Source organism: Agrobacterium sp., assembly GCF_059499945.1.
On the sequence record NZ_JCABZP010000014.1, the window covers coordinates 181497 to 206682 of the forward strand.

Genomic DNA, 25186 nt, shown 5'->3' on the forward strand with positions numbered 1-25186 from the left:
CCGTTTCACTGGCCCGGCTTCAGCGTACGGTTGAAGGCGGTAACAATCATCGTCTCCAATTGTGCGTGAATATCGGCGCGGTCCCGTGGTCCGGCCGGCTCGCAGATCGGGTCGCGCTCGCCGATGGATTTGAGGAACGCATCGGCATCCGGCTTGCACAGCGGCAGGAAGCTGAAATGATTGGCGTCATCCACCTGCTGGTAGGTCGCGCCGGGTACTTCGTCCGCGAGTTTATCCGCAAGCACAGCCGCGGGAATTTTGCCCTTGCTGCCGAGATTGATGAAGGTCAGCGGAATATCGATCTCTTTCAGACTGTCCGGTTTGAAGGCCAGCGCCAGGCCCGGATCGATCAGTACGGCGGAACGGATGCGGGGATCACGGTTCTGCTGCTCGAAACGGGCCTTGTCGAGGGTTCTGAGATCAAGCTTCGGCACGTTGACCGGCTCATTATCGAGATAACCCCGGCCGCCAGCAAACCATTGGCAATCCATCATCGTGGCATGGTCTTCGCAATAGCGCGCATAGGCATCGAGATCGGCGCGCGCACTCGCAATCTCCATCGCCGCGCTGCCGCCCAGCGAAAAGCCGAGAACGCCGATCCTCTTCGTGTCGATCGCATTCGACCATTTGCCCTCTGCCGCCAGGGCCGTAACGATCGTGGAGAGATCGTCCGTTCGCTCCCAGATTTTCGGCGTATCGGCGGGCGTGGAATCGCCGCTGGTGGTGCCGGGATGGTTGGTTCCGGCGACAATGAAACCTTCGCTCGCAAGCTTTGCGGCGATCCATGCCATACCGGACACTCTTGAACCCGAGCCGTGGGACAGAAGTACAAGCGGCAGGCGACCCGGGTTCACCGCGCCATCCTTGAACACGGGCGTGCCTTGAAAAATCCGGTCCTCGCCGGAAAGCGTCTGTGTGCCCTTTCCGTCGGATGGATACCAGACAGTGACGGCAAGGTCCTTGCCGCGTGCCGGCGAATGGATGGTGGTTTCGCTGGCGCCAACCACCTCGCCTGCAAAAACAGGCTGGGTGACGAGAGCGGAAAACAGTATGGTCGTGATGGTGCTAATAGGGCGCATGAAAACCTCGTGCGGTTGGGAAGAACGGGGTTCAATCTGCGCCGCCACATATTTTTCGCGTCCTTGATCACGTTAAAGGTCGTCCCGAAACGCGATCTGGTCCATGAACTCGCAATATAAGTCGTTGTGTTCCGGGGATATCATTCGTGCTGTTCATTCCGCTGCCTTTCGTCGTGGCGCTTCTGCTGGTCGTCATGTTCATTGTTTTCCTTCGAGGTGGAGACGATGTGCGGACCAACCGGGCCTTTCTGGCGCTGATCGTGCTTTGTGCCGTGCAATCCGTCCTTGTCGGCCTGCGCTGGGGGTATGGCGTCATCGAAACGCGTTATGTTCTGCCGATCCTCGCAGCCTGCCTGCCGCCGCTTGTCTACATTGCCTTTCGCGGACTGATGGGAGTGGGGGCGGAAAGCAGGAGAGCGATGCTCGCCAATCTCGTCCTGTCGCCTTTGCTCATCGTCATCATGGAAGTCACCTTGCCGATGGCGATCGATCTTGCACTGATCGTCATCTTCGTCGGCCACGCCGTCGCCCTGCTTCTTCTTGGCAGAAAAGGGCCGGATGGGCTGGATGAGGCGCAATTCGCCAGCGTCGCCTCCGCGCACCGGGCGCTGATTATCGCCGCATTAGCCCTGTGCGTTTCCGCCCTGTTCGATCTTCTGGTGTTTTTCGATTTCGAATGGGCGCACGGGCAAAATGTTGCAGCGCTCGTCAGCAATGCCAATCTTTTCGGACTGTTGTTGATTGGCCTCATGGCTGCGTTGGCCGGTGAAAGCAAAGCACCACAAACGGCCATGGATCCGGTCGCGGAATTGCCGCCGCCGCCGGAGCCATCCGAGCAGGACCGGGACATCATTGCAAGGGTCGATCGGCTGATGGCGGCGCAGGCGCTTTACCGTGATGAGAACCTCAACCTGTCGCGGCTTGCAAGACGCCTCGGGCTGCCGAGCCGGCAGATATCAGGCGCGATCAATCGCTCGCTCGGCGTCAATGTCTCGCAATATGTCAACCAGTTGCGCATCCGCGAAGCCTGCCGGCTGCTTGAGGAAACGGAGCAATCGGTAACCGCGATCATGTTGTCCTCGGGCTTTCAGACCAAGTCCAACTTCAACCGCGAATTTCGCCGCGTCACCGGCATGAGCCCTGTCGACTGGCGGGAGCGTGAAGTGTGGAAACTGGTCTCACCAAACAAAACGGCCACCCGGCAGATGCCGGATGACCGTTTGAAGATCGTCGGGAAATGATGGGGATCAGAGCGTGCCGTTGCGCTGCTGGATCATCATGTAGGTGTCATAAGTATATTCCGCGATCTGCGCCCAGAGATAAGCGTCCTTCTTGAAGGCCTGCTGGCTTTCGTAGATCTTCTTGAAGCTCTCGTTCTTGGCCGAAATCTCCGCATAGGTGTCCTGCGCGGCCTTGTGGCAGACGTCGAGGATTTCCTGGCTGAAGGGGCGCAGGATAGCGCCCTGCGCCACGAGTTCCTTCAGCGCCTTCGGATTGCGCGCATCGTAGCGTTCCAGCATGCTGGCGCTGCCGGCGGCGCAGGCGTCTTTCAGGATGCGCTTGTAATTCTCGGGCAGCTCATTGAACTTCTGCAGATTCACGAAGGCATGAACGGCCGGGCCGCCTTCCCACCATGCGGGGTAGTAGTAATATTTTGCGACCTTGTAGAAACCAAGCTTCTGGTCGTCATAGGGGCCGACAAATTCGGTGGCGTCGATCGTGCCCTTTTCCAGCGCGGCATAGACATCGCCGCCGGCGATCTGCTGCGGTGTCACGCCAACCTTCTGCATGACCTGGCCGGTGAGGCCGGCGATACGCATCTTCAGGCCTTTGAGGTCGTCGATGGTGTTGATTTCCTTACGGAACCAGCCGCCCATCTGGGCGCCGGTATTGCCGAGCAGGATCGAGTAGATATTGTGCTGGGCAAGGAATTCATTGAGCAGCTCGTTGCCACCGGCCTGGTTGAACCAGGCATTCGTCTGGCGTGCGTTAAGGCCGAAGGGAACCGACGTTCCGAGTGCAAAGGTCGGGTCCTTGCCGACGTAATAATAGGAGCAGGTATGCGCCATTTCGACGGTTCCGGCCGTCACCGCATCCGCTGCCTGCAGCGCCGGCACGATTTCACCGCCGGCGAAATGCTGAATGACGAAGTTGCCGCCGGAGGCTTCCTTGACATGATCTGCGACGATCTGGCCCGCGCCGAAAAGAATGTCGAGGCCCTTGGTGAAGGACGACGTCATGCGCCAGGTGATCTTGGGGTTTTCCTGTGCAATGGCCGGAGCGGCCAGCGCCGTTGCGGTAACACCGGCGCCAACGGCGCCCGCCTTGCGGATAAATGATCTGCGATCCATGTCGATAAGCCCTGATATGTCTGCATATTACAGGCGAACCGCACGGTACGCCTCCCGTCGGCTACTAAACATTTATCCCTGCGGCCATCAAGAGGGAATGTTTGAAACTTGCGTGATCTTACGCACGGCTTGGCAATTGTTGCTTGTACCGGTCTTTCGCTGTTCGGCGCGGCTGCGGCTAAGGCATGCTGCGCTTTAAGGCCGGGTCATCCATTGCGGGATTGTAAAACAGCGAAAGCGTCAGGCTTCTGGCGATGCGTTGCGCCGTTTCCATGAACCAGTCATGTGCCTCTTTGCTCGGCGCAATATCATCAAGCGTGGCGGAAAACAGCGTGAGCCACTGCGGAAAAAGCTCCGCCGACATGCCTTTTACCCCGAGATGGGCCTGCACGGGCTTGCCGCCATAACCGCCATTCTTGAAGGCGACGGCCGTCCAGAACTGTTTCATCCTGGCCATATGCTCCGGCCAGCGCCCGGCGAGTCGCGCATCAAAAACCGGGCCAAGCGTGGAGTGTTCAAGAACGCGGCCGTAGAATGTTTCCACCAGCAGGTCGATGAAACCGGCATCCACGCCGATTTCCGCCATGGCCTTTTCCGCCCTGTCCTGAATTTCCGCGCTGTGGGCGGCTCTCGCCGCAACGTCTTCCTGCATGGTGCTTCCTTTTCCGCGAATTTACCCCGCTGCGAGGCGGCCTGCAATGCGACCCTTTGCCTTATTAGAATTATTCTAAGATGACTTGATCTCGGCGCAGGGCGGATGTATTTAGAATTATTCTAAAAAGGTTTCAGCCATGTTTCGCAGTCTTTTTTCCCTGTCCAAACGCCCCTTTTCCTCTCTCGGCGAACAGGAAATCCTCGCACTCGCCATTTCGTCCGAAGAAGACGATTCCCGCATCTATCGTTCCTATGCCGATCACCTGCGCGCGCAATATCCGCAATCGGCCAAAGTCTTCGACGATATGGCGGAGGTCGAGCAGCAGCATCGAAATGTCCTGATCGACATGCATCGTCGCCGTTTCGGAGAGACGATCCCGCTGATCCGCCGAGAACATGTACGCGGTTTTTACGAGCGCACCCCGGACTGGCTCGTGAAGAACCTGTCGCTCGAGAAAATCCGTGCGCAGGCCGAATTGATGGAAGCGCAGGCGATCCGTTTTTACGATGAGGCCGTCAAGCGCACCAGCGATGCCTCTACGCGCAAGTTGCTCGGCGATCTGGCCGAGGCGGAACGGGGCCACGAAGACATTGCGCAGATGCTGGAAGAAAAACATCTTGATGAAAATGGTCGGACGGAAGAGGAGGAAACCGCAAAGCGGCAGTTTCTTCTGACCTATGTGCAGCCCGGTCTCGCCGGTCTGATGGATGGCTCCGTCTCGACGCTCGCACCGATCTTTGCGGCCGCCTTCGCCACGCAGGATACCTGGCAGACTTTCCTGATCGGCCTTTCAGCCTCCGTCGGCGCTGGTATCTCCATGGGCTTCACCGAGGCGGCCCATGATGACGGCAAGCTTTCGGGTCGCGGTTCTCCGGTGAAGCGGGGTCTGGCATCGGGCATCATGACGGCCATCGGCGGTCTCGGACATGCCTTGCCCTATCTCATCCCGCATTTCTGGACAGCAACGGCGATTGCGGCCGTCGTCGTTTTCGTGGAACTCTGGGCCATCGCCTTCATTCAAAACCGCTTCATGGAAACGCCGTTCCTGCGCGCGGTGTTTCAGGTGGTCCTCGGCGGCTCATTGGTGCTGGCGGCCGGCATTATCATCGGCAACGGATGAAAAAGAAAGAGCCCGCGATGGCGGGCTCTCAATCTGTCAAACGTGGGCCAAGCGTCAGCGCAATGCGCCAACCAGAACGTCGCGACCATCTTCGATGGAGACCCAACGGCCCGTATTGAAGGACGCCTGCCGCTTCAGATAGGTATAGTTAGTATCGGTCCAGAGCTTCACATCGTCGGTGAGGTTGTCGAGAATATAGTCGCCATCAGTGGTGCGAAGCGTCAGCACCGCATGGCCTTCACCATCCGGTTTACGCACGACGGTGATCAGCAGATCGGCAACGGAAAAACCGCGCTCGACCAGTTTCTTGCGCTTCAGCAGCACAAAATCTTCGCAGTCACCGGCGGTCGTCGGATATTCCCAGACTTCGTCCTTGCCGTAGATTTCCTGGTCGGTCATCGCCACGATCGTGGTGTTGACGGACGTATTGACCTCGCGAATGACATCCCAGCCATAATCTGTGACGCGCGGGGGCGGTGTCGCCTTGCTGCGAATATTGCATTCGTCGGCGTATTTCTGACAGAACTCGTAATGTCCGATCGGCTGGGACGTGATCCCGCCCGTCACCATGGAAGGGCTTCCATTGATTTCCGCCATGGCGGAGGCAGCAGTCATTAGCCCGGCAGCAACTGCAAACAGCAGAGCACGCGCCAGCGGTGCGTTCATCATGAAACCCGTCCCTTAATTCTTAACGAAAAGTTAAGAGGGATAGGGGGTTTGAGTCAATCTCTAGCAATCGGCGATGCGCAAGACTCGTTGAATATGGTTAAGAGCGTTGCGCAAATGCCTATATTGCAAGGGCTTTGACCGCCGCGAGCATCCGCTCGATATCCTGTGGCCGGGAAAGCCGGTGGTCTCCGTCACGGATCAGCGTCAGCACCACATCGTCGGCGGGAAGATGTTCGATGAGCTTCAGCGCATGCTGATAGGGAACATCGGGGTCGCGCATGCCCTGCAGAACATGAACCGGACAGCCGGTCGTGATGATGCCGGTGAGCACCCGGTTCTGCTTTCCGTCTTCCATCAGCGCGCGGGTGAAGATGTTGGGCTCGGGGCTATACTCCGAATGTTCCTCGAAGTAACCCCGTTCTGCGAGAGAGGTCCTTTCCGCATCCGACAGGCTGGGCTCTATCAGTTCCTGCGTGAAATCCGGCGCAGGCGCAATGAGAACCAGACCGGCGACGGAGGGCGCTCCACCCGCCTTGCGCAGCTCCTCGACCATACGCAACGCAATCCACCCGCCCATCGACGAGCCGACGAGAACGACACGCGACGGCGCCTTTGCACGCACCACCGCAAGTGCCTCTTCGAGCCATCTCGAGATCGTGCCTTTGTTGAAATCACCGCCGGAAGCCCCGTGCCCGGAATAATCGAGCCGCAGGCAGGCAAGGCCGTTTTCCGCTGCAAAACGATCGAGCTCAACCGCCTTGGTTCCCGTCATGTCGGAGCGATAGCCGCCGAGCCAGACGAGCGTTGGTGCGTTCGGCTGGGATGTTGGGGAGCGATGGAGGAAAGCGATGTTGCGGGCGTCGTCACCCGCTCCTATATGCAGGAATTCAGCAGCTTGTTCGGTCATGTATATGCAATTCTCCTGATTTTCGTGCAATATCGGCGGCGTATTTGCAAAAACCGTGGCAACAGGTGATCTTTTCGGGCAGATATGCTATTGACTTCGCCACGGCAATAACGACATTTCCGCCGCTTGTACCAAACAAGCTGTTTTTTGCTGACGTGATCCAGAAACAGATCAGGAGAATACGACCATTCGCAGACCTTTCAAAGCCGATGCCCCCGTCAAGGAGGGCCCGCGCTCCAACCGGGAAATTCGGGTTCCCAGAGTTCAGCTTATTGATGAAGAGGGCCAGAACCTCGGTAGCATGCCGACGGATCAGGCTTTGAAAATGGCGGAAGAGGCCGGTCTCGATCTCGTCGAGATTTCGCCGAACGCTGAACCGCCGGTATGCAAGATCCTCGATCTCGGCAAGCTGAAGTATTCGACCCAGAAGAAGGCCGCCGAAGCGCGCAAGAAACAGAAGATCGTCGAAGTTAAAGAAATCAAGATGCGCCCCAACATCGACACGCATGATTATGACGTGAAGATGAAGGCGATGGGCCGCTTCTTTGACGATGGCGATAAGGTGAAGGTGACGCTGAAGTTCCGTGGCCGCGAAATGGCCCACCAGGAACTCGGCATGAAGCTTCTCCTTCAGGTGAAGGAAGACACTCAGGCGATTGCCAAGGTGGAAGCCGAGCCGAAGCTGGAAGGCCGTCAGATGATGATGGTTCTCGCCCCGAAATAATCTTTTTACGCGTTCACAGACCTGGCGCGTATCCCAACGCCAAGGGGAAATTATCATTCCCCGTTGCGCTTTTAGCCGACTGCGGTTATAAGCGCGCGTCCGAACGGTCCGGCAGGGCATGCCGAGGCCGTTCCTGAATAGCTTGAAATAGGCCTCGTCTGCCTGTTTCGATACAAAAAACGGAGTAGCAAAATGCCCAAGATGAAGACGAAGTCCGCTGCAAAGAAGCGGTTCAAGATCACTGCTACCGGCAAGGTTGTTGCAGCCGCCGCCGGTAAGCGCCACGGCATGATCAAGCGTACCAACAAGTTCATTCGCGACGCGCGTGGAACCATGGTTCTCGCCGAAGCTGACGGCAAGAAGGTCGTCAAGAACTACCTGCCGAACGGTCTCTGAGACTTTTCCGCACTTTTGGACACTTTAAGGAGATCATGACATGGCACGCGTAAAACGTGGCGTAACTTCCCGCGCCAAGCACACCAAGACACTCAAGGCAGCCAAGGGCTTCTACGGCCGCCGCAAGAACACCATCCGCGCAGCAAAGGCTGCCGTGGATCGTTCCAAGCAGTACGCTTACCGCGACCGTAAGGTCAACAAGCGCAACTTCCGCGCTCTGTGGATCCAGCGTATCAACGCTGCTGTTCGCGAATTCGGCCTGACCTACGGCCGCTTCATCGACGGCCTGAACAAGGCTGGCATCGAAGTCGACCGCAAGGTTCTGTCCGACATGGCTATCCATGAGCCGGCAGCATTCGGCGCGCTCGTCGAAGCAGCGAAGAAGGCGCTTGAGTACCTCAAGGACGCTGGTACGGCCAACGAGTTTGAAACCGCTGTAAAGTAATTACGGCGCGGACAATCTGTTGTTCATTTGAAACCCGCGCCGGTCCTCCGGCGCGGGTTTTCGTTTTTTGGAATTCACGGCAGTTTCGGCAGAAGTGCGTAACGCTTTTACGCCGAGGTTGCCAAAAGGGTGGGGCATCCGGCTTTTGGCCGGCAGGCTCCATTGGGGGCAGAAAATGCTGGTTGCCGCAAGCGACGCGGAAAAGGCGAAGGGTTTCCACGTCCATCTGGAAGATAGCGATATCGCAGCCTTGATGCGGGCTTTGCTTAAAAGCGAGCGCCGTGTGCAGAAACTCGAACTTTCTTCGACGACCGTCTGGATCAAGCGCCAGGGCACGGAAACGCCGTCTTGGTGGATAAAGCTGCAGACCTTTCTCGCAAAGCTGCTCCCCTACACTTTTATGCGCCCGTCGCCTCCGCTCGATGGCGCCGGCCTGATGCGCCGTGAACTCGAAACGCTGCAGGCTTTCAAGGCCCGTGGTTTTCCTGTTCCGCCCATCATCTATTCTTCGCTGACGGCCGTTGTCCTGGGGGATGTCGGTCCCACCATCATGGAACGCATGGACGCGATAAAGACCGCGATGCCGGTGGAGCATGACGCCCTGCTGGTAAAATCCGCCGAGGCGCTCGGCGAACTGCATGCAGCAGGTCTTTGCCATGGACGTCCGCATGTGCGTGACTTTTTTCTCGCAGACGGCCGTGTCGGTTTCATGGATTTCGAGGAACGCCCGCAGGACGTCATGCCGCTTGAGACGGCGCAGGCCCGCGATATCTGGCTGCTGTTTCTGCAGGTCGCGACCCGCGCCTGCGATGCGCCGAAAACCTGTGATGCCGCCTTTGCCCGCTGGCGCGAAAACGCCCCGCCCCGGGCGCTGGAAGAATTGTGCCGTCTGACCGGCATTCTGGGGCGTTTTTTACCGGTTGCCCGGTTGATCGGGCGCGTGCGGATGGGTAGTGATCTGCGACGCTTTATCATGGCGACCGACTATTTGATGAATGCTGTGAACCCCGAAGCCGCTGTTAAAAATACCGGCAAGGCAGGAAAAGATGACTGAACTTGATACCTTGAAATCGCAATTGATGTCGGAGATTGCCACGGCTGCCGATGAGCCGGCCATCGAGGCCGTGCGTGTTTCCGCACTTGGCAAGAAAGGCTCGGTTTCGGAGCTTCTGAAGACGCTTGGCAGCATGACGCCGGAAGAGCGCCAGACCCGGGGCGCGGCCATCAACCAGCTCAAGACCGAAATCACCGACCTCATCGGCGAGCGCAAGAACGCGCTGAAGGACGCCGCCATTACCGCCCGACTGAAAGCGGAAACGGTGGATGTCAGCCTGCCGGTTCGTCAGTCTCCGGCCGAGCGCGGGCGCATTCATCCCATCAGCCAGATCGTCGATGAAATTACTGCCATCTTCGCGGATATGGGGTTCTCGATCGCCGAAGGTCCGGACATCGAGACCGACTATTACAACTTCACGGCACTGAATTTCCCCGAAGGCCATCCGGCCCGCGAAATGCACGACACCTTCTTCTTCCAGCCGGATGAAAAGGGCGAGCGCAAGGTGCTGCGCACCCATACTTCGCCAGTGCAGATCCGCACCATGGAAAGTCAGAAGCCGCCGATCCGCATCGTCATTCCCGGGAAGACCTATCGTCAGGACTCCGACGCGACCCATTCGCCGATGTTCCATCAGGTCGAAGGCCTTGTCATCGACAAGAAGGCGCATGTCGGCAATCTGCGCTGGATTCTCGAAGAATTCTGCAAGACCTTCTTCGAGGTCGACAGTGTCGTCATGCGCTTTCGCCCGTCGTTCTTCCCCTTCACGGAGCCGAGCTTCGAGGTGGATATTCAGTGCGACCGTTCCGGCCCCATCGTCAAGTTCGGCGAAGGCAAGGACTGGATGGAAATCCTCGGCTGCGGCATGGTGCACCCGAACGTGCTGCGCGCCGGTGGGCTGGACCCGGATGAATATCAGGGCTTTGCCTGGGGCATGGGCCTCGACCGCATCGCCATGCTGAAATACGGCATGCCTGATCTGCGCGATTTCTTCAACGCCGATGTCCGCTGGATGAACCATTACGGCTTCCGCCCGCTCGACATGCCGACGCTGTTCGGCGGTTTGAGCGTTTAATCCGGTTAGCCAAGGAGCAAAGACATGAAATTCACTCTTTCCTGGCTGAAAGAGCATCTCGAAACGGATGCGACGCTGGACGAGATTTGCGAGCGGCTGACGGCGATTGGCCTCGAGGTCGAGGACGTCGATGACAAGGCGGCCTACAAGCCTTTCGTCATCGCCAAGGTCGTTTCCGCTGAAAAACATCCCGAGGCCGACCGCCTCAAGGTGCTGATGGTGGATGCTGGTGACGGCAAGCCGGTGCAGATCGTCTGCGGCGCGCCGAATGCACGCGCCGGCCTCGTTGGTGCGCTCGCTCGTCCCGGCATGTATGTTCCGGGCATCGATGTGACGTTGGCCGTCGGCAAGATTCGCGGCGTCGAAAGCCACGGCATGATGTGCTCCGAAAAGGAGCTCAACATTTCCGACGATCACGACGGCATCATCGATCTGCCTGAAGATGCGCCTGTCGGCACTTCCTTCGCATCCTATGCTGGCCTCGATGATCCGATCATCGAGATCAACCTCACGCCCAACCGTCCGGACTGCACTTCGATCTACGGCATCGCCCGCGATCTCGCCGCCTCCGGTCTGGGTAAGCTGAAGACGAAGCCTGCGCCGTCCTTCAAGGTTGAAGGCGCAACCCCCGTCGATGTGAAGCTGGAACTGGATGATGCGGCGCTTTGCCCCGGCTTTTCGCTGCGCATCGTGCGCGGCGTGAAGAATGGCCCCAGCCCGAAATGGATGCAGCAGCGCCTGATGGCGATCGGCCTGCGTCCTATCAATGCTCTCGTTGATATCACCAACTACATGACCTTCGATCAGGGCCGGCCGATGCACGTCTTCGACGCCGCCAAGGTCAAGGGCGATCTCACGGTTCGCCGTGCGAAAGAGGGTGAGACGATCCTCGCGCTCGACCAGCGCGAATACAAGCTCGGCACGAACAATGTCGTCATCGCCGACGAAAAGGGCCTCGAGTCGATCGGCGGCATTATGGGCGGTGAGCATTCCGGCTGCGACGAAAACACCGTCGATGTGCTGATCGAATCCGCTCTCTGGGATCCGATCAATATTGCCAAGACCGGCCGTTCGCTCGGCATCATCACCGATGCGCGTTATCGTTTCGAGCGAGGCGTCGATCCGGAATATATGGTCCCGGGTCTGGAACGCACCACCGAACTGGTTCTGGAACTGTGCGGCGGCGTTGCCGGCGAAGTCAAGGTTGTCGGTTACAAGGGCCATCAGGCCAAGGTCGTGGATTTTCCGCTGGCGGAAGTGAAGCGCCTGACGGGTCTTGAAGTCTCGGTGGAAGAGAGCCTCACCATTCTCAAAGGCCTCGGTTTTGGTGTCGAGGGAACGGGCGAACGCGTATCCGTCACCGTGCCGTCCTGGCGCCCGGATGTTGATGGCAAGGCCGATCTGGTCGAAGAAGTCATGCGCATCCATGGCGTCGACAATATCAAGCCGGAACCGCTGGAAAGCTTCGGCGCGGTCAACGGCCGCATCCTGACGACGCTGCAGACCCGCACCCGCACTGCGCGCCGTGCCTTGGCAAGCCGTGGCATGCTGGAAGCCGTCACCTGGTCCTTCATTCCGGAAGCGCAGGCGAAGCTTTTCGGCGGCGGTTCCCCCGCCCTGAAATTGGCCAACCCCATCGCGGCCGATATGTCGGACATGCGTCCTTCGCTGCTGCCGGGCCTTCTGACCGCAGCACAGCGCAATGCCGACAAGGGCTATGGTGACGTCGCGATCTTCGAGGTCTCCGGCACCTATGAGGGTGATACGCCGGAAACCCAGCGTCGCGTGGCTGGCGGTGTTCGCCGTGGCACGGCCTCGCTCGCAGGCAGCGGCCGCATGTGGTCCAATGCTGTGAAGGGCGGCGGCAAGCCCGTGGATGTCTACGACGCCAAGGCCGATGCGCTGGCGGTGCTCGAAGCCTGCGGCCTGCCCATGGCCAATGTCCAGATCGAGGCCGGCGGCCCCGGCTGGTATCATCCCGGCCGCTCCGGTACCATCAAGATGGGTCCGAAGGTCGTGCTCGGTTATTTCGGCGAATTCCACCCGAAGACACTGTCCGAGCTGGATGTTTCCGGCGCCTATTGCGGTTTTGAAGTCTATCTCGACGCCATGCAGGAGCCGAAGAAGAAGGCGACCCGCACCAAGCCTGCGCTCGAGCTTTCGCCGTTCCAGGCGGTCAAGCGCGACTTCGCCTTCGTGGTCGACAAGTCTGTCGAGGCGGGAGCGATCATCAAGGCCGCAACGAGCGCTGACCGCAAGCTGATCACCGGCGTTAATGTCTTCGATATTTTCGAAGGCGCATCGCTCGGCGAAGACCGCAAGTCGGTGGCCATCGAAGTCCAGATCCAGCCGGTCGACAAGACGCTGACCGATGAGGATTTTGAGGCGCTGACGGCCAAGATCGTCGGCAATGTCGAAAAATCGACGGGCGGCGTTCTGCGCGCCTGAAAGCAGCTGACGAAATGATAAAAGCCGCGGCGGTTGCCGCGGCTTTTTGTTTTTAGCGATTGGCCAATCGCGTCATTCGTTCCGGATAACGTTCCCCCGCAACCTTTGTCGGAGAGAGCAATGCGCCGAGGCTGGCAACTTCGTCGGCTGTCAGCGCGACATCCGCTGCCGCCACGTTTTTCTCCAGATTGGCAATTTTCGTGGTGCCGGGGATCGGCACGATGAAATCGCCCTGCGCCATGACCCAGGCGAGCGCCAGTTGCCCTGCGGTAACGCCTTTCGCGGCCGCCATATCTTCCAGCAGCTGGATGAGGGCCAGATTGGCATCGAAGTTTTCGCTTTGGAAGCGCGGCAGGCTGCGGCGGAAATCGTCGGAGGCAAGCCCGTCGAGCGACTTCAGCGCACCTGTCAAAGCGCCGCGTCCGAGCGGGCTGAAGGGTACGAAGCCGATGCCGAGTTCACGGCAGGTTTCCAGCACGCCATTTTCTTCGGGATCGCGGGTCCACAGCGAATATTCGCTCTGAATGGCTGCAATCGGGTGAACGGCATGCGCCTTGCGAAGGGTCGCCGCACTCGCCTCCGAAAGGCCGAGCGCCTTCACCTTGCCTTCCCGCACCAGATCGGCCATTGCGCCGACCGTCTCTTCAATTGCCACGTCCGGATCGACGCGGTGTTGGTAATAGAGGTCGATGACATCGACACCCAGCCTTTTCAGTGAGGCTTCGGCGACGGCACGAACATTTGCCGGCGAACCGTCAACACCCTGGATCATTTCCGCCGAAGGTTTGCTGCCGTCGATGCGGAAGCCGAATTTGGTGGCGATGACCACCTGATCGCGATAGGGCTTCAAAGCCTTGCCAAGGAGGATTTCGTTTTTGAACGGCCCATAAACTTCCGCCGTATCGAACAATGTGACGCCAAGCTCGACGGCGCGATGCAACGTCGCGATAGAACCGCTTTCATCCGAAGGTCCATAAGCATGGCTCATGCCCATGCAGCCAAGCCCGAGTGCGGAAACGGAGAGGTCTTTTCCGAGGATTCTGTGTTTCATCTGCCTGTCCTTTGTCAGAGCACGCCTTGAAAGCTATCCCGCGGTTTGCGGCGGAGCATGTGTGTCCAAGACGGTTTAATATACCTTTGGGAGTGGGTACGGGCAAAACATACTGCCCATCGGTGGTAAAAATAACCGCTGCAAATCCGCTTGGGTTGTTCTATCATTTAGAACAATGAACCGTGTGCAACTCTCCCAGCTGGCCGTTCTCGCCGCCGTTGCCGAAGGCCGCAGCTTCCGCAAGGCCGCGGCCGAATTGGCCATCGCGCCTTCCGCCGTCAGCCATGCGGTCTCTGCGCTGGAGGAAAGCCTTGGCCTGCGGCTGCTTCACCGCACCACCCGCAGCGTTTCTCCGACGGAGGAGGGTAAACTGCTGCTCGAAACGTTGGGACCGGCTCTTGCCGATATCGATACGGTCATCCAGACACTTGCCGAGCACGGCGGAAGGCCGGCGGGTCCTCTGCGTATCACCCTGCCTCGGCTTGCGGCCGAGGACCTTATCGTGCCCCGGCTGGGTGAGTTCTTGCGGCTCTATCCCGACATATCACTCGAAATCTCAACGGATGATCGCTTCGAAGATATCGTCGCGAAAGGCTTCGATGCCGGTCTGCGGCTCGGAGAGCACCTCGATGCGGATATGATTGCGGTGAAAGCGAGTGGTGCATGGCGCGGCGCGATTGTTGGCGCGCCCTCCTATTTCGCAGAAAACCCGCCGCCATCCGATCCGAGGGATCTCATCCGTCACCGCTGCATCCGCCGGCGTTTCGCGAGCGGCCTTATCTATCGCTGGGAACTGGAGAAGAATGGCAAGCCGCTGGTGGTGGATGTACAGGGACCGCTGATCCTGTCGGACCAGAGCCTCATTCGCCGGGCGGCAATAGATGGGGCAGGCCTTGCATTCGTTTTCGAACAGCGCGTAGAGGACGATATCAAAGAGGGCAGGTTAATCCGCGTGCTGGAGGATTGGTGCGCGCCCTTTGACGGTTTTTATATCTATTATCCCTCGCGCCGGCAGATGCGCCCGGCGCTGAGGGCTTTCGTAGATTTCTTCCGCTTCAGGGGTGATCAGAACTTGATGCGATAGCGGATATGGCCATCGCTTTTCACGTAGCTGTTATAGAGATTCTGGGCCCGGTGATTGTGCTCGTCCGTGTTCCAGTAAAGCCGTGCCCAGCCTTTTTCGGCGCAGATGGCGATGAGATCATCCATCAGCGCCCGACCTGTTCCCTTGCCGCGGATCGCGCCGTCGACGAACAGGTCTTCCAGATAGCAATCGGGTGTTTTGACCCAGGTGGAATCATGGAAGTGATGGATGGCGAAACCGGCCATCTTGTCGCCGAGCAAGGCCACACGCATGGAAACACGCGACGCTGGGTCGAGAATACGCGCCCAAGTATGCTCGGTCACGTCGTCGGCAAGGTGGACATCGTAGAAGGCGAGATAATCGTTCCACAGGCGCAGCCATTCCGCCCGGTCACTCGGCTGTGCGTCACGAATTGTAAGGTCCATGTCACGCACCCGCTTTATCGAGAAGAACCATCATCTCGTCTGTCAGCTTCAGATCGACGGCGCGTTTGAAGCTCTCGAGCTGCGACAGGCTGGTGGCGCTGGCAATTGGAGCCGTCACGGCACTCTTCCGCAGCAGCCAGGCCAGTGCGATATCGGCGAGCTTGGCACCGGTTTCCACGGCAACCGCATCCATGGCCCCCAGAATGGCAAGGCCGCGTGTGTTGACGTAGTCGCCTACCCGGTAGCTGCGGGCAACGCCTTCGGTGTCGGCTTTGGCGCGATATTTGCCGGTGAGGAAACCGGCCGCAAGGCTGTAATAGTTGATCACCCCGATCTCTTGCCTGACGCAGAGATCGGCAAGCGGACCTTCAAAATCCGTGCGGTTGTAGAGATTATATTCCGGCTGCAGCACGTCGTAGCGCGGCAGCTTGTTCTTTGCAGCCGTGTCCAGCGCGTCCTGAAGCTGGCTTGCGGAATAATTTGAGCAGCCGATGGCGCGGATTTTCCCCTGTTCCTTCAGCTTTGCGAAGGCGGCGAGTGTTTCCTCCAGCGGCACATCCGCATCCGGCTTGTGGGCGAGGTAAAGGTCGATATAGTCGGTCTGCAGCCGCTTCAGGGAAGCCTCGACGGCTTCGGCGATCCACCTGGCGCTGAGACCGGTCTTCTGGCCGCGATTGTCAAAACCGACCTTGGTGACGATCACCGCATCCTCACGCCTGACGCTGGACTGCTTCAGCCATTTGCCGATGATGGCCTCGGACTCTCCGCCCACATGGCCATCCACCCAGGCGGAATAGACATCCGCCGTGTCGATGGCATTGAACCCGGCATCGAAAAAGGCGTCGAGCAGGGCAAAGGAAGTCTTCTCATCCGCTGTCCAGCCAAACACGTTGCCGCCGAAGACGATCGGGGCGATGGAGAGGCCGGTGCGGCCGAGACTTCGTTTTTCCACGGAAAATGCTCCTGTTGCTGTCTTTATGGCAAGGTAGCAACTGCCTGCCGGCATAACCATTCAATTCCTTTGATGGCATTCATCAGGCAGCGGCAGGGTCTGCGAAAATCAGGCCTGAAAACCGCGATAATGGCTGGGCGGATGGCGATTGTGCTGTTGCCAGACACGCCGCAAATGCCGGGCGGAGGCAAAACCCGCCCTTTCCGCGATGGCTTCCATATCCAGGCGGCTGTTTGCGAGAATGTCGCGGGCGAGATTGACCCGCATCAGGTTGACATAGTCGATGACGCTGATGCCGGTATGCTCGCGAAACAGGCGCGACAGATGCCTTTCGCTGAGCGCGGCAATATCGGCCAGCCGCTCCAGCGACCAGTCCTGCGCCGGCTCGGCCATCACACGGTCCTGAACCCGGTGAATGGCGGGGTGGATGTGGTTGCGGCCGGTCATCCAGGGGGAGATTTGCGGATCGCTGCCGCTGCGCCTGAGATAGACCACCATGGTTTTGGCAATGCGGGCCGCAACGGCCGGGGATGTCAGCCGGGAAACCACATGCAGCATCAGGTCGATGCCGGTGGAAATACCGGCACTCGAGAAGCGGTTGCCATCCTCGACGAAAAGGCGGTTTTCGGCCACCTGCGACAGCGGCGCGATGCGGCGCAGCCCTTCAACGCAATCGGCATGAGTCGTGCAGTTTCGCCCGTCGAAAAGTCCCGCTTCGCCCGCCAGCAGCGCGCCGGAGCAGATGGAAATGACTGTCGTATCGGCACGCACCGCGCGGCGCAGCCATGCCGCCAGCGCCTGCCGCTCTCGCTGTGTCTGCGGATCATTGTCGAAGCGTGACGTGCTGCCCGAGATCAGCAGGAAAGCACTTTCCGGCAGGGTCGAGGGCAAACTCTCCAGTCCGGAAAGCCCAAGGCCGATGGAGGATTGTTGTTCGCCACTCGCAGCAATGTATCGGCAGTCGAAATGGATGTCCCGCTGTTCCGTGTTGGCATAACGGATCACTTCGAGCGGACCGGCAATGTCCAGCAACAGCGCGTGAGGCGGCACAAGCGTATAAAAGGGAATGATGCGCGTGCCGCCTCTATCCATCATGCGGCCTCTTTGACGGTGGCAAGCACGTCGTTGACGGTTAGGATGCGTGCGAAGCGGCCAGCCAGCACCAGTTCGGTCCGTTTGCGGATATCGTCCGGGCTGAAGACGGTGCCGGAAGCATGTGTCATCGGGAAAGTAAGGGTCGCTTCGGTGACGTAATCGACACTGTAACCAAGATCAGAAGCGTGCCGCGTGGTGGTTTCGCAGCATTGTTCGGTGCGGATGCCGGAGACGATCAGCCGGTTGATGCCCTTCTGTGTCAGCCAGATTTCGAGGCCGGTGCCGGCAAAAGCCGAATGGCGGTTCTTGTGAAAGGTGACATCAGGCGTGATCCGCACACCCTCCAGCGCCCGGATATAGCCACTGTCCTTTGAGAAGGCCTTGTCGCCATCGACATGGAAGATTTGAACGACTGGAATGCCCGCGGCTTTGGCGCCATCGATCAGCGCCTGCTGTTTCTCCAGATAGGCGGCCAAACCGCTTTCCTCGAAATAGGGGGCATGCCGAAAGGATTCCTGAACGTCGATGACCAGCAGTGCTGTATGAGAAGAGGACATTTCATGTATCTCCATTGGGTTCATGCATAGCATAATTCTTCTTATCCAGCTCGAAGAAAAGCGGGCATTCTGACAAAGAGAGGACAAATTCAGCCATATCGTATTCTGTCATGCACCTGCGGCTTGCCATGACGTGTGACGATGGTAAGTTTCCGTTGAATGGCAGAGCAGGAGAACGGTATGCTGCGCTTCGGAATAATCTCAACGGCGAAAATCGCTCAGGATCACGTCATTCCGGCGATACAGGATGCGCAGAACTGCGTGGTCAGCGCCATAGCCAGCCGGGATCTCACCAGGGCGCGCGCGGTGGCGGATCGTTTTTCCGTGCCCCACGCCTTCGGTTCCTATGAGGAAATGCTGGCTTCCGATGTCATCGACGCGGTTTACATTCCGCTTCCGACATCGCAGCACGTGGAGTGGACCATCAAGGCCGCCGATGCCGGCAAACACGTTCTGTGCGAAAAGCCGATTGCACTGAAGGCAGAGGAGATCGACACCCTCATCGCCGCGCGTGACCGCAACCGCGTCATCGTCTCGGAAGCCTTCATGGTTACTTATGCGCCGGTCTGGGCAAAGGTGAAGGAGTTGCTGGCCTCGGGCGCGATCGGAACACTGAAGCAAGTGCAGGGCGCTTTCAGCTATTTCAACCGCGATCCCGGCAATATGCGCAATATTCCCGAACTGGGTGGCGGGGCCTTGCCCGATATCGGCGTCTACCCCACCATCGTGACCCGCTTCGTCACCGGTGTGGAGCCGAGGCGCGTGCAGGCCACCGTCGAGCGCGACAAGGAATTTGGCACCGATATCTATTCCAGCGTCAGGGCCGATTTCGGCGGTTTCGAACTGAGTTTTTATCTGGCCACACAGCTTGCCGCCCGCCAGCTGATGGTTTTCCATGGCACTGACGGTTATATCGAGGTCAAATCTCCCTTCAACGCCAATCGCTGGGGTGCGGAAGAGATCGAGCTGACCAATCAGGCCCATAACCAGTCGCAAATCTTCCGGTTTCAGGATAGCCGCCAATATAAGCTGGAGGCGGAGGCCTTTGCCCGTGCTGCGAAGGGTGAGGGCGAAGTCGTTACGCTGGAAAACTCGAGGAAGAACCAGCTTTTCATCGACGCCATTTACCGGGCGGCGGAAAAGGACGGGTGGGAAACGGTTTAATCCGGCTCTTGCCGTTGCCTTTGAAGCCGCCAATAGCCGTAAAGCGCCAGCAACAGTGCTGCGAGTGCTGAAAAGGCAAGCGGGACGAGCGGCTGCACCAGCGGGTTGCGCCATTGCAGCAGGGCAAACAGCCCGACGCTGACGATACGCGAGGTAAGCGTGACGGCATTTGTCAGAAAGCTGTTCAGTGCGGCTGATGCCTCACCATTCGAACGGTTCATCCGCCAGCTTGTTGCAAGCCCCGCTGCCGCGCCCGGCAAACGGGCGGCAAGCGGATCGACGCCGAGATAGAAAATAAGCACACAGGTAACGGTGAGGTCAGTGGCCAGTCCGCAAATCTCGGTCAGCGCAAAGTGCGGAAGCCTCAAGGCCGTGGACTTTTAGAGGGTTGGCTGGGTGGAACGTGGGCGCTGCAGCACCAGAAGGCTGATAACGACACCCACGACACCGAAATTGTAACCGGCAAGCGCCAGAAGCAGCGACATCAGGGGCACGGCCGTGGAAGAAAGTGCCATCGCCACGCCATAGGCACCGATAATCATCATGCAGATGAAAACGATGCTGAAAACCGAACGCAACGCAACTGCGGTTACGCCGAGCACTGTGGCGGTAAGAAAAATCATGATGCCGCCTCCTCTTTGGTTGCCGGGCCTGGGACAGACGTAACGCCGTCTTCCCTAACGAACCCTTGTTTTCTCCTCCAATCCCCATTTTCCTAACTCGTTAGTTGAGGATATGGTTTCATCGCCGTTAAAATGGGCCGGGCCGGTGCCGGCATTTCCGAATCGACGGGTTTTGGTTACAAACGGGCATGAGCGATATCTTCTCCCACGCAGCATTGAGCAATCTTGCCGAGTTCTCGGTGTCCGAACTGTCGGGTTCCATCAAGCGCACGGTGGAGACGGCTTTCGAGCAGGTGCGGGTGCGCGGCGAGATTTCCGGCTATCGCGGTCCGCATTCTTCGGGTCATGCCTATTTCTCGCTGAAGGACGATCGTGCCCGCATCGATGCGGTGATCTGGAAGGGCACGTTTTCGCGACTGAAGTTCCGCCCGGAAGAGGGCATGGAAGTCATTGCCACCGGCAAGGTCACTACCTTTCCCGGCTCCTCGAAATACCAGATCGTCATAGAAAGCCTCGAACCGGCAGGTGCCGGCGCGCTGATGGCGTTGCTCGAAGATCGCCGTCGACGTCTGGCGGCGGAAGGGTTGTTTGATGCGGAACGCAAGCGTCGCCTGCCGTTCATGCCGCGCGTCATTGGGGTCGTGACCTCGCCGACGGGCGCAGTCATCCGCGATATTCTTCACCGCATCTCGGATCGCTTTCCCGTGCATGTCGTCGTCTGGCCGGTCAAGGTGCAGGGCGAAGGTTCGGGCGAGGAAGTGGCGAACGCCATTCGCGGCTTCAATGCGCTTCAACCCGGTAGTGAAATTGCACGGCCGGATGTACTGATCGTCGCCCGTGGCGGCGGCAGTCTGGAAGACCTCTGGAGTTTCAACGACGAAATCGTCGTGCGTGCCGCTGCCGAGAGCAAAATCCCGCTGATTTCCGCCGTGGGGCATGAGACCGATACGACCTTGATCGATTATGCCGCCGATGTTCGCGCGCCGACGCCGACGGGGGCCGCCGAAATGGCTGTGCCGGTGCGGGCCGAGCTGGAAGCGCAGCTTTCCGGCCTTGCCGCGCGCCTTTCCGGCTCGGTATCGCGGCAGATGGACAATCGCCGTCAGGGCGTGCGGGCGCTGGTGCGGGCGCTGCCCTCGCTCGATCAGCTTCTCGCTTTGCCGCGCCGCCGGTTTGATGAGGCCGCGAGCGGTCTCGGGCGGGGACTGGAATTGACCACGCTGAACAAACGCCGCGCCTTCGAACGTTCAGCCTCGGGTCTCAGGCCGGAAACCCTGCTGAACGGTCTCAAACAGCACAGGCAGCGGATTACCGAGCGCATGCATCGGGCCGAGACCCTGGTTGAGCGCCGCCTGCTGCAGGGAAAAGGCCGTGTCGATGCCTTTGATTCTTCGCTGCGTTCGCTTCCCGCCCGGCTACTCGGCCAGCTGGAGCGGCAGAAGGAACGCATTGTCACTGCTGCACGCCGCGCCGATACAGCCGTGCTGCACCGCATGACGCAGAACCGCGCGGGCCTTGCCTCCCATGACCGCATTCTGCAATCGCTGTCGTATAAGAACGTGCTGAAGCGCGGTTATGCCGTCATCCGCGATGAGGAGAACCGGCCGCTGACCCGTGCTGCCGCCATCGCGTCTGGTGCTGCGGTATCGATGGAATTTGCCGATGGCCGCGTTTCTGCCATCACAACCGGAGAGGGGACGCCGCCCTCGGATACGTCAGCCGCGCCAAAAAAGAAGCCGGCAAAACCGGCTTCTTCTGGCCCGACGGATCAAGGCAATCTGTTCTGATCAGATCGACGCCGCATCCGAAAAGCGGCGGCTGACGGTGAAGGTCTTTTCGATATCGGGATGCAGCTCCATGCCAAGGCCGGGACCTGGCGGCACGGTGATCATGCCGTTTTTCACTTCCGGCAATGCGGTGACGAGATCGCGATACCAGGTCTTGTAGAAGGCGCGCACGCTTTCCTGCACCAGCGCATTCGGCGCATTAAGCGACAGATGCGTTGAGGCGCAGAGCACCACCGGGCCGGTGCAATCATGCGGCGCGACCGGCAGATGCCAGGCTTCCGCCATCGAAGCGATCTTGCGCGCCTCGGAAAGCCCGCCGCACCAGCTGATGTCAAGCATCACCACACCGGCCGCACCGGTTTCCAGGAGATCGCGGAAGGCCCAGCGGGAACCGAGCGTCTCGGATGCGGAAATAGGTGCTGGCGAAACGGCGGCATAACGGGTCAGGCTGGAAAGGCTGTCCATCTTGATCGGGTCTTCATGCCAGAAGGTCTGGTAGGGGGTGAGCGCCTTGGCGATCTGCATCGCGGGCAGAAGCTGCCACATGGAGTGAAACTCCACCATGATATCCATCTTGTCGCCCACCGCCTTGCGGATTTTTTCGAAAGGCTCGAGCGCGCTTTTCAGGTCCGGCATCGAAATATATTGGCCACGCGTCTTTTCCGCCGCCGCATCGAAGGGCCAGATCTTCATGGCCGTGATGCCGTCTTCGAGCAACGAGTGGGCCAGCTCGTCAGCCCGGTGCAGGAAGCCGTTCAGATCGTCATAATCCTTGCCGCCGGACAGGCCATAATTGGCCGTCTGCTGGCCGGTGGCCTTCTTGATATATTCGGTGCCCGCACAAGTGTTGTAGGTGCGGATTTCCTTGCGGCTGAAACCACCGAGAAGCTGGGCGATCGGCTGGTTGGTGGCCTTGCCGAAAATATCCCACAGCGCGATATCGAAAGCGGAATTGCCCCGTACCTCCGCTCCCGAAGAGCGAAAACCGAGATAACCGACGAGGTCCTGCGCCAGAAGATCGATCTGCAGCGGATCGCGGCCGATCACGCGGGGTGCGATATATTCGTGCACATAGGTTTCCACCGTCTCGGCACCATAAAAGGTTTCGCCAAGCCCGGTAATGCCTTCATCCGTATGGACCAGAACCCAGAGCAGGTTTGCCCGTTCCGCCACGCGGACGGTCTCAAGTTTCGTAATTTTCATGAAGTGTCTCCTCCAGAGGCAAGTCGTGTTCCGTCTGGAACTGTGTTGAAAAAATCAGGCGATGCCGGCCGCCAGAAGCGCGTGCACGCTTTCATCGAAATGCCGCGCCATCAGCGTTGAGGCCGTTTGCGGGTCTCCTGCGGCAATGGCCTGTCCGATGGCGATGTGAAGTTCACCTGCGGCATGGCGCTGCGCATCGGATGTGCGGCTTTTCCAGCCGATCGGCCATGTCTGGCGCGTCACATTCTGGAAGGCACCGAGAATAAGTTCGAAAACCGGGTTTTTTGACGCTCTGGCAACGGCGAGGTGGAAGGCAAGATCGTGTTCCATGACCTTGTCGTTGTCGCCGAAATCCCGCTCCATATTGTTGGCATGGTCGAGAATGGTGAGCGCTTCCGCATCCGTTCGCCGCAGCGCTGCCAAAGTTACGGTTCTAACTTCGATCGTACGGCGCACATCGTAGATCTGCTGGATGTTGATCTGTTCGGTGTGAATGCCATGTTCAAACATCAATGACATTGCACCATGATCCAGTGTCGCCACCGTGGCGCGCTTGCCGGCGCTGACATCGATCAGCCGCATGGCGGACAGAGACCTGAAGGCCTCGCGAACGACGGTACGGGAGACGCCGAGCTGCTGTGAGAGCGAAAGCTCGCTGGGGAGTTTCGCGCCGGGGGCAAGTTCGTTTTCCCTGATGTGGCGGGTGATCGCGCCGATCGTGCTGCTGACGAGACCGGTTTCGTGGGAAATGGCGTTATACATTTTTCCTCCAACCTGTAGTACAGGTTTATGGAAAATTGCTTACAGGATTTTCTGGGGCGAAACAAGCGCCATCACGCGGCCATTGCGTGTTTGCCCGGCCCGGAAAGCCTATTCTTCGAAATCTCGCAAAAACCGTTTCAGCAGTTGGTTCAGCGTCGCACGCTCTTCTTCGCTGAGGCCGGCAACCAGACGGTGCTGGTTTTCGACGTGAGCGCCGGCCGCTTCCTCGACAATGGCAAACCCCCGCTCCGTCAACGATATCAGGACGCTGCGCCGGTCATTCGGGTTGTGTATGCGCTCCACCAGCCCCGCTTTTTCAAGCTGGTCGATGCGGTTGGTCATGGTGCCGGAGCTTACCATCGCCATGGCAAGCAGATCGCCGGGGGAGAGCTGGTAGGGCGAACCGGAGCGCCGCAATGTCGCCAGAACATCGAAAGCGGAGGAGGAAAGCCCATGCTTCAGCAGCACCGCCTCCACCTCTCGACCGAGATGGGTGGTGAGACGGTTCAAGCGCCCGAGGAGTCCCATGGGGCCGACGTCGAGATCGGGCCGCTCCCTGTGCCATTGCGCCAGAATGTGATCGACGCGGTCAAACGGTTCTTTGCTCATTCCCAAGGCATAACAACTGGTATCTTGACGTCAAGATAAAATCAGCTAGATTGCACTTATCTTGATATAGAGATTCTTGAAATGAAGAAAAATACGACCTATGCCGCCGATGTGCTGGTGACCGCCCTTGCCCCGGCCATCTGGGGAACCACCTATTTCGTCACGACGGAATTTTTACCGCAGGGATATCCCCTGCATGTCGCCATGCTGCGCGCATTGCCGGCCGGCCTGCTCCTGCTGCTTTTCGTGAGAAAGCTGCCACAGGGCATCTGGTGGGCGCGCAGCTTCATTCTCGGGGCGCTGAATTTCTCGTTCTTCTGGGCGATGCTTTTTGTTTCAGCCTATCGGCTGCCGGGCGGCGTGGCGGCAACGGTGGGCGCAGTCCAGCCCCTGATCGTGATTGGCCTCTCCCGGCTGTTTCTCGCAGCACCCCTTCGGCCGCTGGCCATCGCGGCCGGTTTTCTGGGTATTGTCGGTGTCGCTCTTCTGGTTCTGGCGCCGGGTGCTGCGCTGGATGGTATCGGGGTGGCAGCAGGTCTTGCCGGTGCCGTATCCATGGCTTTCGGAACGGTGCTGACCCGCAAATGGCGGCCACCGGTGTCGAACCTCACATTTACCGCCTGGCAACTGACGGCCGGGGGTATCCTGCTGCTGCCGGTCGCCTATTTCCTGGAACCGGCCCTGCCGACACCGACAGCGGCCAATATTCTCGGCATGACCTATCTGGGTATTATCGGCGCCGCCTTGACCTATTTTCTGTGGTTCCGCGGGCTGACCCGTATCGAACCTTCCGCCGCCGCATCGCTCGGTTTTCTAAGCCCGGTCGTTGCAACCCTGCTCGGCTGGCTGGCGCTTGGCCAAAGCCTCACGCCAGCACAGATCGCAGGTTTCGTCGCGGTGCTTTTCAGCATCTGGCTCAGTCAGCGCAGTCAGTTGCCGAGATAGGTCCCG

At 59.1% G+C, this 25186-nt stretch carries 27 protein-coding genes; 12 read left to right on the forward strand and 15 right to left on the reverse strand.

Going from position 1 to position 25186, the window contains the following annotated elements; genetic code table 11:
- Positions 1-5: 5 nt before the first annotated feature.
- Positions 6-1079, reverse strand: coding sequence for an alpha/beta fold hydrolase (locus tag AC5I5B_RS12605; RefSeq protein WP_111833825.1), 1074 nt, complete (start codon positions 1077-1079; stop codon positions 6-8).
- Positions 1080-1225: 146 nt separating this feature from the next.
- On the opposite strand from AC5I5B_RS12605, the gene AC5I5B_RS12610 reads away from it, so the two are divergent.
- Complete coding sequence (locus AC5I5B_RS12610; protein ID WP_162686220.1) at positions 1226-2320, forward strand: helix-turn-helix domain-containing protein; 1095 nt, start codon at positions 1226-1228, stop codon at positions 2318-2320.
- 6 nt (positions 2321-2326) lie between these two features.
- On the opposite strand, the gene AC5I5B_RS12615 is transcribed toward AC5I5B_RS12610, so the two are convergent.
- Together AC5I5B_RS12615 and AC5I5B_RS12620 are read right to left on the reverse strand one after the other, a co-directional pair.
- On the reverse strand, positions 2327-3430 hold the full coding sequence (locus tag AC5I5B_RS12615) for a TRAP transporter substrate-binding protein (protein ID WP_003507447.1): 1104 nt from the start codon (positions 3428-3430) through the stop codon (positions 2327-2329).
- A 178-nt stretch (positions 3431-3608) separates the two neighbouring features.
- On the reverse strand, positions 3609-4082 hold the full coding sequence (locus AC5I5B_RS12620; RefSeq protein ID WP_003507455.1) for a group III truncated hemoglobin: 474 nt from the start codon (positions 4080-4082) through the stop codon (positions 3609-3611).
- Positions 4083-4221: 139 nt separating this feature from the next.
- Here AC5I5B_RS12620 and mbfA point away from each other — a divergent pair, with 139 nt between their 5' ends.
- Positions 4222-5205 carry an iron exporter MbfA gene (mbfA, locus tag AC5I5B_RS12625; RefSeq protein WP_111833769.1) on the forward strand — a complete coding sequence of 328 codons (984 nt, stop codon included), beginning with the start codon at positions 4222-4224 and terminating at the stop codon, positions 5203-5205.
- Positions 5206-5259: 54 nt separating this feature from the next.
- Here the strand turns inward: mbfA and AC5I5B_RS12630 are convergent, their stop codons facing one another.
- Together AC5I5B_RS12630 and AC5I5B_RS12635 are read right to left on the reverse strand one after the other, a co-directional pair.
- Positions 5260-5874, reverse strand: a complete 615-nt coding sequence (locus tag AC5I5B_RS12630) for a transglutaminase-like cysteine peptidase (protein ID WP_111833768.1) — start codon at positions 5872-5874, stop codon at positions 5260-5262.
- A 118-nt stretch (positions 5875-5992) separates the two neighbouring features.
- Positions 5993-6781, reverse strand: coding sequence for an alpha/beta hydrolase (locus AC5I5B_RS12635; RefSeq protein WP_003507461.1), 789 nt, complete (start codon positions 6779-6781; stop codon positions 5993-5995).
- 187 nt (positions 6782-6968) lie between these two features.
- On the opposite strand from AC5I5B_RS12635, the gene infC reads away from it, so the two are divergent.
- The 6 genes from infC (at position 6969) to pheT (ending at position 12923) form a co-directional block, all read left to right on the forward strand.
- A complete protein-coding gene (infC, locus tag AC5I5B_RS12640) occupies positions 6969-7505 on the forward strand; it encodes a translation initiation factor IF-3 (RefSeq protein ID WP_077767695.1) in 537 nt (178 codons plus the stop codon).
- Positions 7506-7697: 192 nt separating this feature from the next.
- Positions 7698-7901, forward strand: coding sequence for a 50S ribosomal protein L35 (gene rpmI, locus AC5I5B_RS12645; protein ID WP_003493355.1), 204 nt, complete (start codon positions 7698-7700; stop codon positions 7899-7901).
- Between the two features lie 40 nt (positions 7902-7941).
- The gene (rplT, locus tag AC5I5B_RS12650) at positions 7942-8346 is read left to right on the forward strand and encodes a 50S ribosomal protein L20 (protein WP_003493358.1); all 405 of its coding nucleotides are present in this window, start codon (positions 7942-7944) and stop codon (positions 8344-8346) included.
- A 175-nt stretch (positions 8347-8521) separates the two neighbouring features.
- A complete protein-coding gene (locus AC5I5B_RS12655) occupies positions 8522-9400 on the forward strand; it encodes a lipopolysaccharide kinase InaA family protein (RefSeq protein ID WP_107674892.1) in 879 nt (292 codons plus the stop codon).
- Positions 9393-10475: a phenylalanine--tRNA ligase subunit alpha gene (pheS, locus tag AC5I5B_RS12660; protein WP_080833170.1), complete on the forward strand. Its 1083-nt coding sequence runs from the start codon at positions 9393-9395 to the stop codon at positions 10473-10475. Before AC5I5B_RS12655 ends, pheS begins: the two co-directional genes overlap by 8 nt.
- Positions 10476-10499: 24 nt before the next feature.
- Positions 10500-12923: a phenylalanine--tRNA ligase subunit beta gene (pheT, locus tag AC5I5B_RS12665; protein ID WP_087743220.1), complete on the forward strand. Its 2424-nt coding sequence runs from the start codon at positions 10500-10502 to the stop codon at positions 12921-12923.
- A gap of 52 nt (positions 12924-12975) precedes the next feature.
- Here pheT and AC5I5B_RS12670 read toward each other — a convergent pair whose 3' ends face one another.
- Positions 12976-13974, reverse strand: coding sequence for an aldo/keto reductase (locus AC5I5B_RS12670; RefSeq protein ID WP_111833767.1), 999 nt, complete (start codon positions 13972-13974; stop codon positions 12976-12978).
- Positions 13975-14149: 175 nt separating this feature from the next.
- On the opposite strand from AC5I5B_RS12670, the gene AC5I5B_RS12675 reads away from it, so the two are divergent.
- Positions 14150-15058 carry a LysR family transcriptional regulator gene (locus AC5I5B_RS12675; protein WP_111833766.1) on the forward strand — a complete coding sequence of 303 codons (909 nt, stop codon included), beginning with the start codon at positions 14150-14152 and terminating at the stop codon, positions 15056-15058.
- Here the strand turns inward: AC5I5B_RS12675 and AC5I5B_RS12680 are convergent.
- The 4 genes from AC5I5B_RS12680 to AC5I5B_RS12695 form a co-directional block, all read right to left on the reverse strand.
- On the reverse strand, positions 15040-15483 hold the full coding sequence (locus AC5I5B_RS12680) for a GNAT family N-acetyltransferase (protein WP_111794254.1): 444 nt from the start codon (positions 15481-15483) through the stop codon (positions 15040-15042). The genes AC5I5B_RS12675 and AC5I5B_RS12680 overlap by 19 nt on opposite strands.
- 1 nt (position 15484) lies before the next feature.
- Positions 15485-16435 (reverse strand): aldo/keto reductase, encoded by a 951-nt coding sequence (locus AC5I5B_RS12685; protein WP_111794253.1) that lies wholly within the window; start codon positions 16433-16435, stop codon positions 15485-15487.
- A 108-nt stretch (positions 16436-16543) separates the two neighbouring features.
- A complete protein-coding gene (locus tag AC5I5B_RS12690; RefSeq protein WP_111833824.1) occupies positions 16544-17527 on the reverse strand; it encodes a GlxA family transcriptional regulator in 984 nt (327 codons plus the stop codon).
- Positions 17527-18087, reverse strand: a complete 561-nt coding sequence (locus tag AC5I5B_RS12695) for a cysteine hydrolase family protein (RefSeq protein WP_060727090.1) — start codon at positions 18085-18087, stop codon at positions 17527-17529. Before AC5I5B_RS12695 ends, AC5I5B_RS12690 begins: the two co-directional genes overlap by 1 nt.
- A 180-nt stretch (positions 18088-18267) precedes the next feature.
- Here AC5I5B_RS12695 and AC5I5B_RS12700 point away from each other — a divergent pair, with 180 nt between their 5' ends.
- On the forward strand, positions 18268-19251 hold the full coding sequence (locus AC5I5B_RS12700; RefSeq protein WP_003507478.1) for a Gfo/Idh/MocA family protein: 984 nt from the start codon (positions 18268-18270) through the stop codon (positions 19249-19251).
- Here the strand turns inward: AC5I5B_RS12700 and AC5I5B_RS12705 are convergent.
- Both AC5I5B_RS12705 and AC5I5B_RS12710 read right to left on the reverse strand, forming a co-directional pair.
- Positions 19248-19619, reverse strand: a complete 372-nt coding sequence (locus AC5I5B_RS12705; protein ID WP_003507479.1) for a hypothetical protein — start codon at positions 19617-19619, stop codon at positions 19248-19250. The two genes, AC5I5B_RS12700 and AC5I5B_RS12705, sit on opposite strands and share 4 nt — an antisense overlap.
- 12 nt (positions 19620-19631) lie before the next feature.
- On the reverse strand, positions 19632-19874 hold the full coding sequence (locus AC5I5B_RS12710; protein ID WP_060727088.1) for a hypothetical protein: 243 nt from the start codon (positions 19872-19874) through the stop codon (positions 19632-19634).
- Positions 19875-20062: 188 nt separating this feature from the next.
- Between AC5I5B_RS12710 and xseA the strand changes: the two genes are divergently transcribed.
- Positions 20063-21661: an exodeoxyribonuclease VII large subunit gene (gene xseA, locus AC5I5B_RS12715; protein WP_003507481.1), complete on the forward strand. Its 1599-nt coding sequence runs from the start codon at positions 20063-20065 to the stop codon at positions 21659-21661.
- Here the strand turns inward: xseA and AC5I5B_RS12720 are convergent, their stop codons facing one another.
- The 3 genes from AC5I5B_RS12720 to AC5I5B_RS12730 form a co-directional block, all read right to left on the reverse strand.
- The gene (locus AC5I5B_RS12720; protein WP_060722801.1) at positions 21662-22864 is read right to left on the reverse strand and encodes a mandelate racemase/muconate lactonizing enzyme family protein; all 1203 of its coding nucleotides are present in this window, start codon (positions 22862-22864) and stop codon (positions 21662-21664) included.
- A gap of 54 nt (positions 22865-22918) precedes the next feature.
- Positions 22919-23626, reverse strand: coding sequence for a FadR/GntR family transcriptional regulator (locus AC5I5B_RS12725; RefSeq protein WP_003503906.1), 708 nt, complete (start codon positions 23624-23626; stop codon positions 22919-22921).
- Between the two features lie 108 nt (positions 23627-23734).
- Positions 23735-24235: a MarR family winged helix-turn-helix transcriptional regulator gene (locus AC5I5B_RS12730; protein WP_003503904.1), complete on the reverse strand. Its 501-nt coding sequence runs from the start codon at positions 24233-24235 to the stop codon at positions 23735-23737.
- A gap of 81 nt (positions 24236-24316) precedes the next feature.
- Here AC5I5B_RS12730 and pecM point away from each other — a divergent pair, with 81 nt between their 5' ends.
- On the forward strand, positions 24317-25180 hold the full coding sequence (gene pecM / locus AC5I5B_RS12735) for a 4-hydroxybenzaldehyde efflux transporter PecM (RefSeq protein WP_111833764.1): 864 nt from the start codon (positions 24317-24319) through the stop codon (positions 25178-25180).
- Positions 25181-25186: the final 6 nt, after the last annotated feature.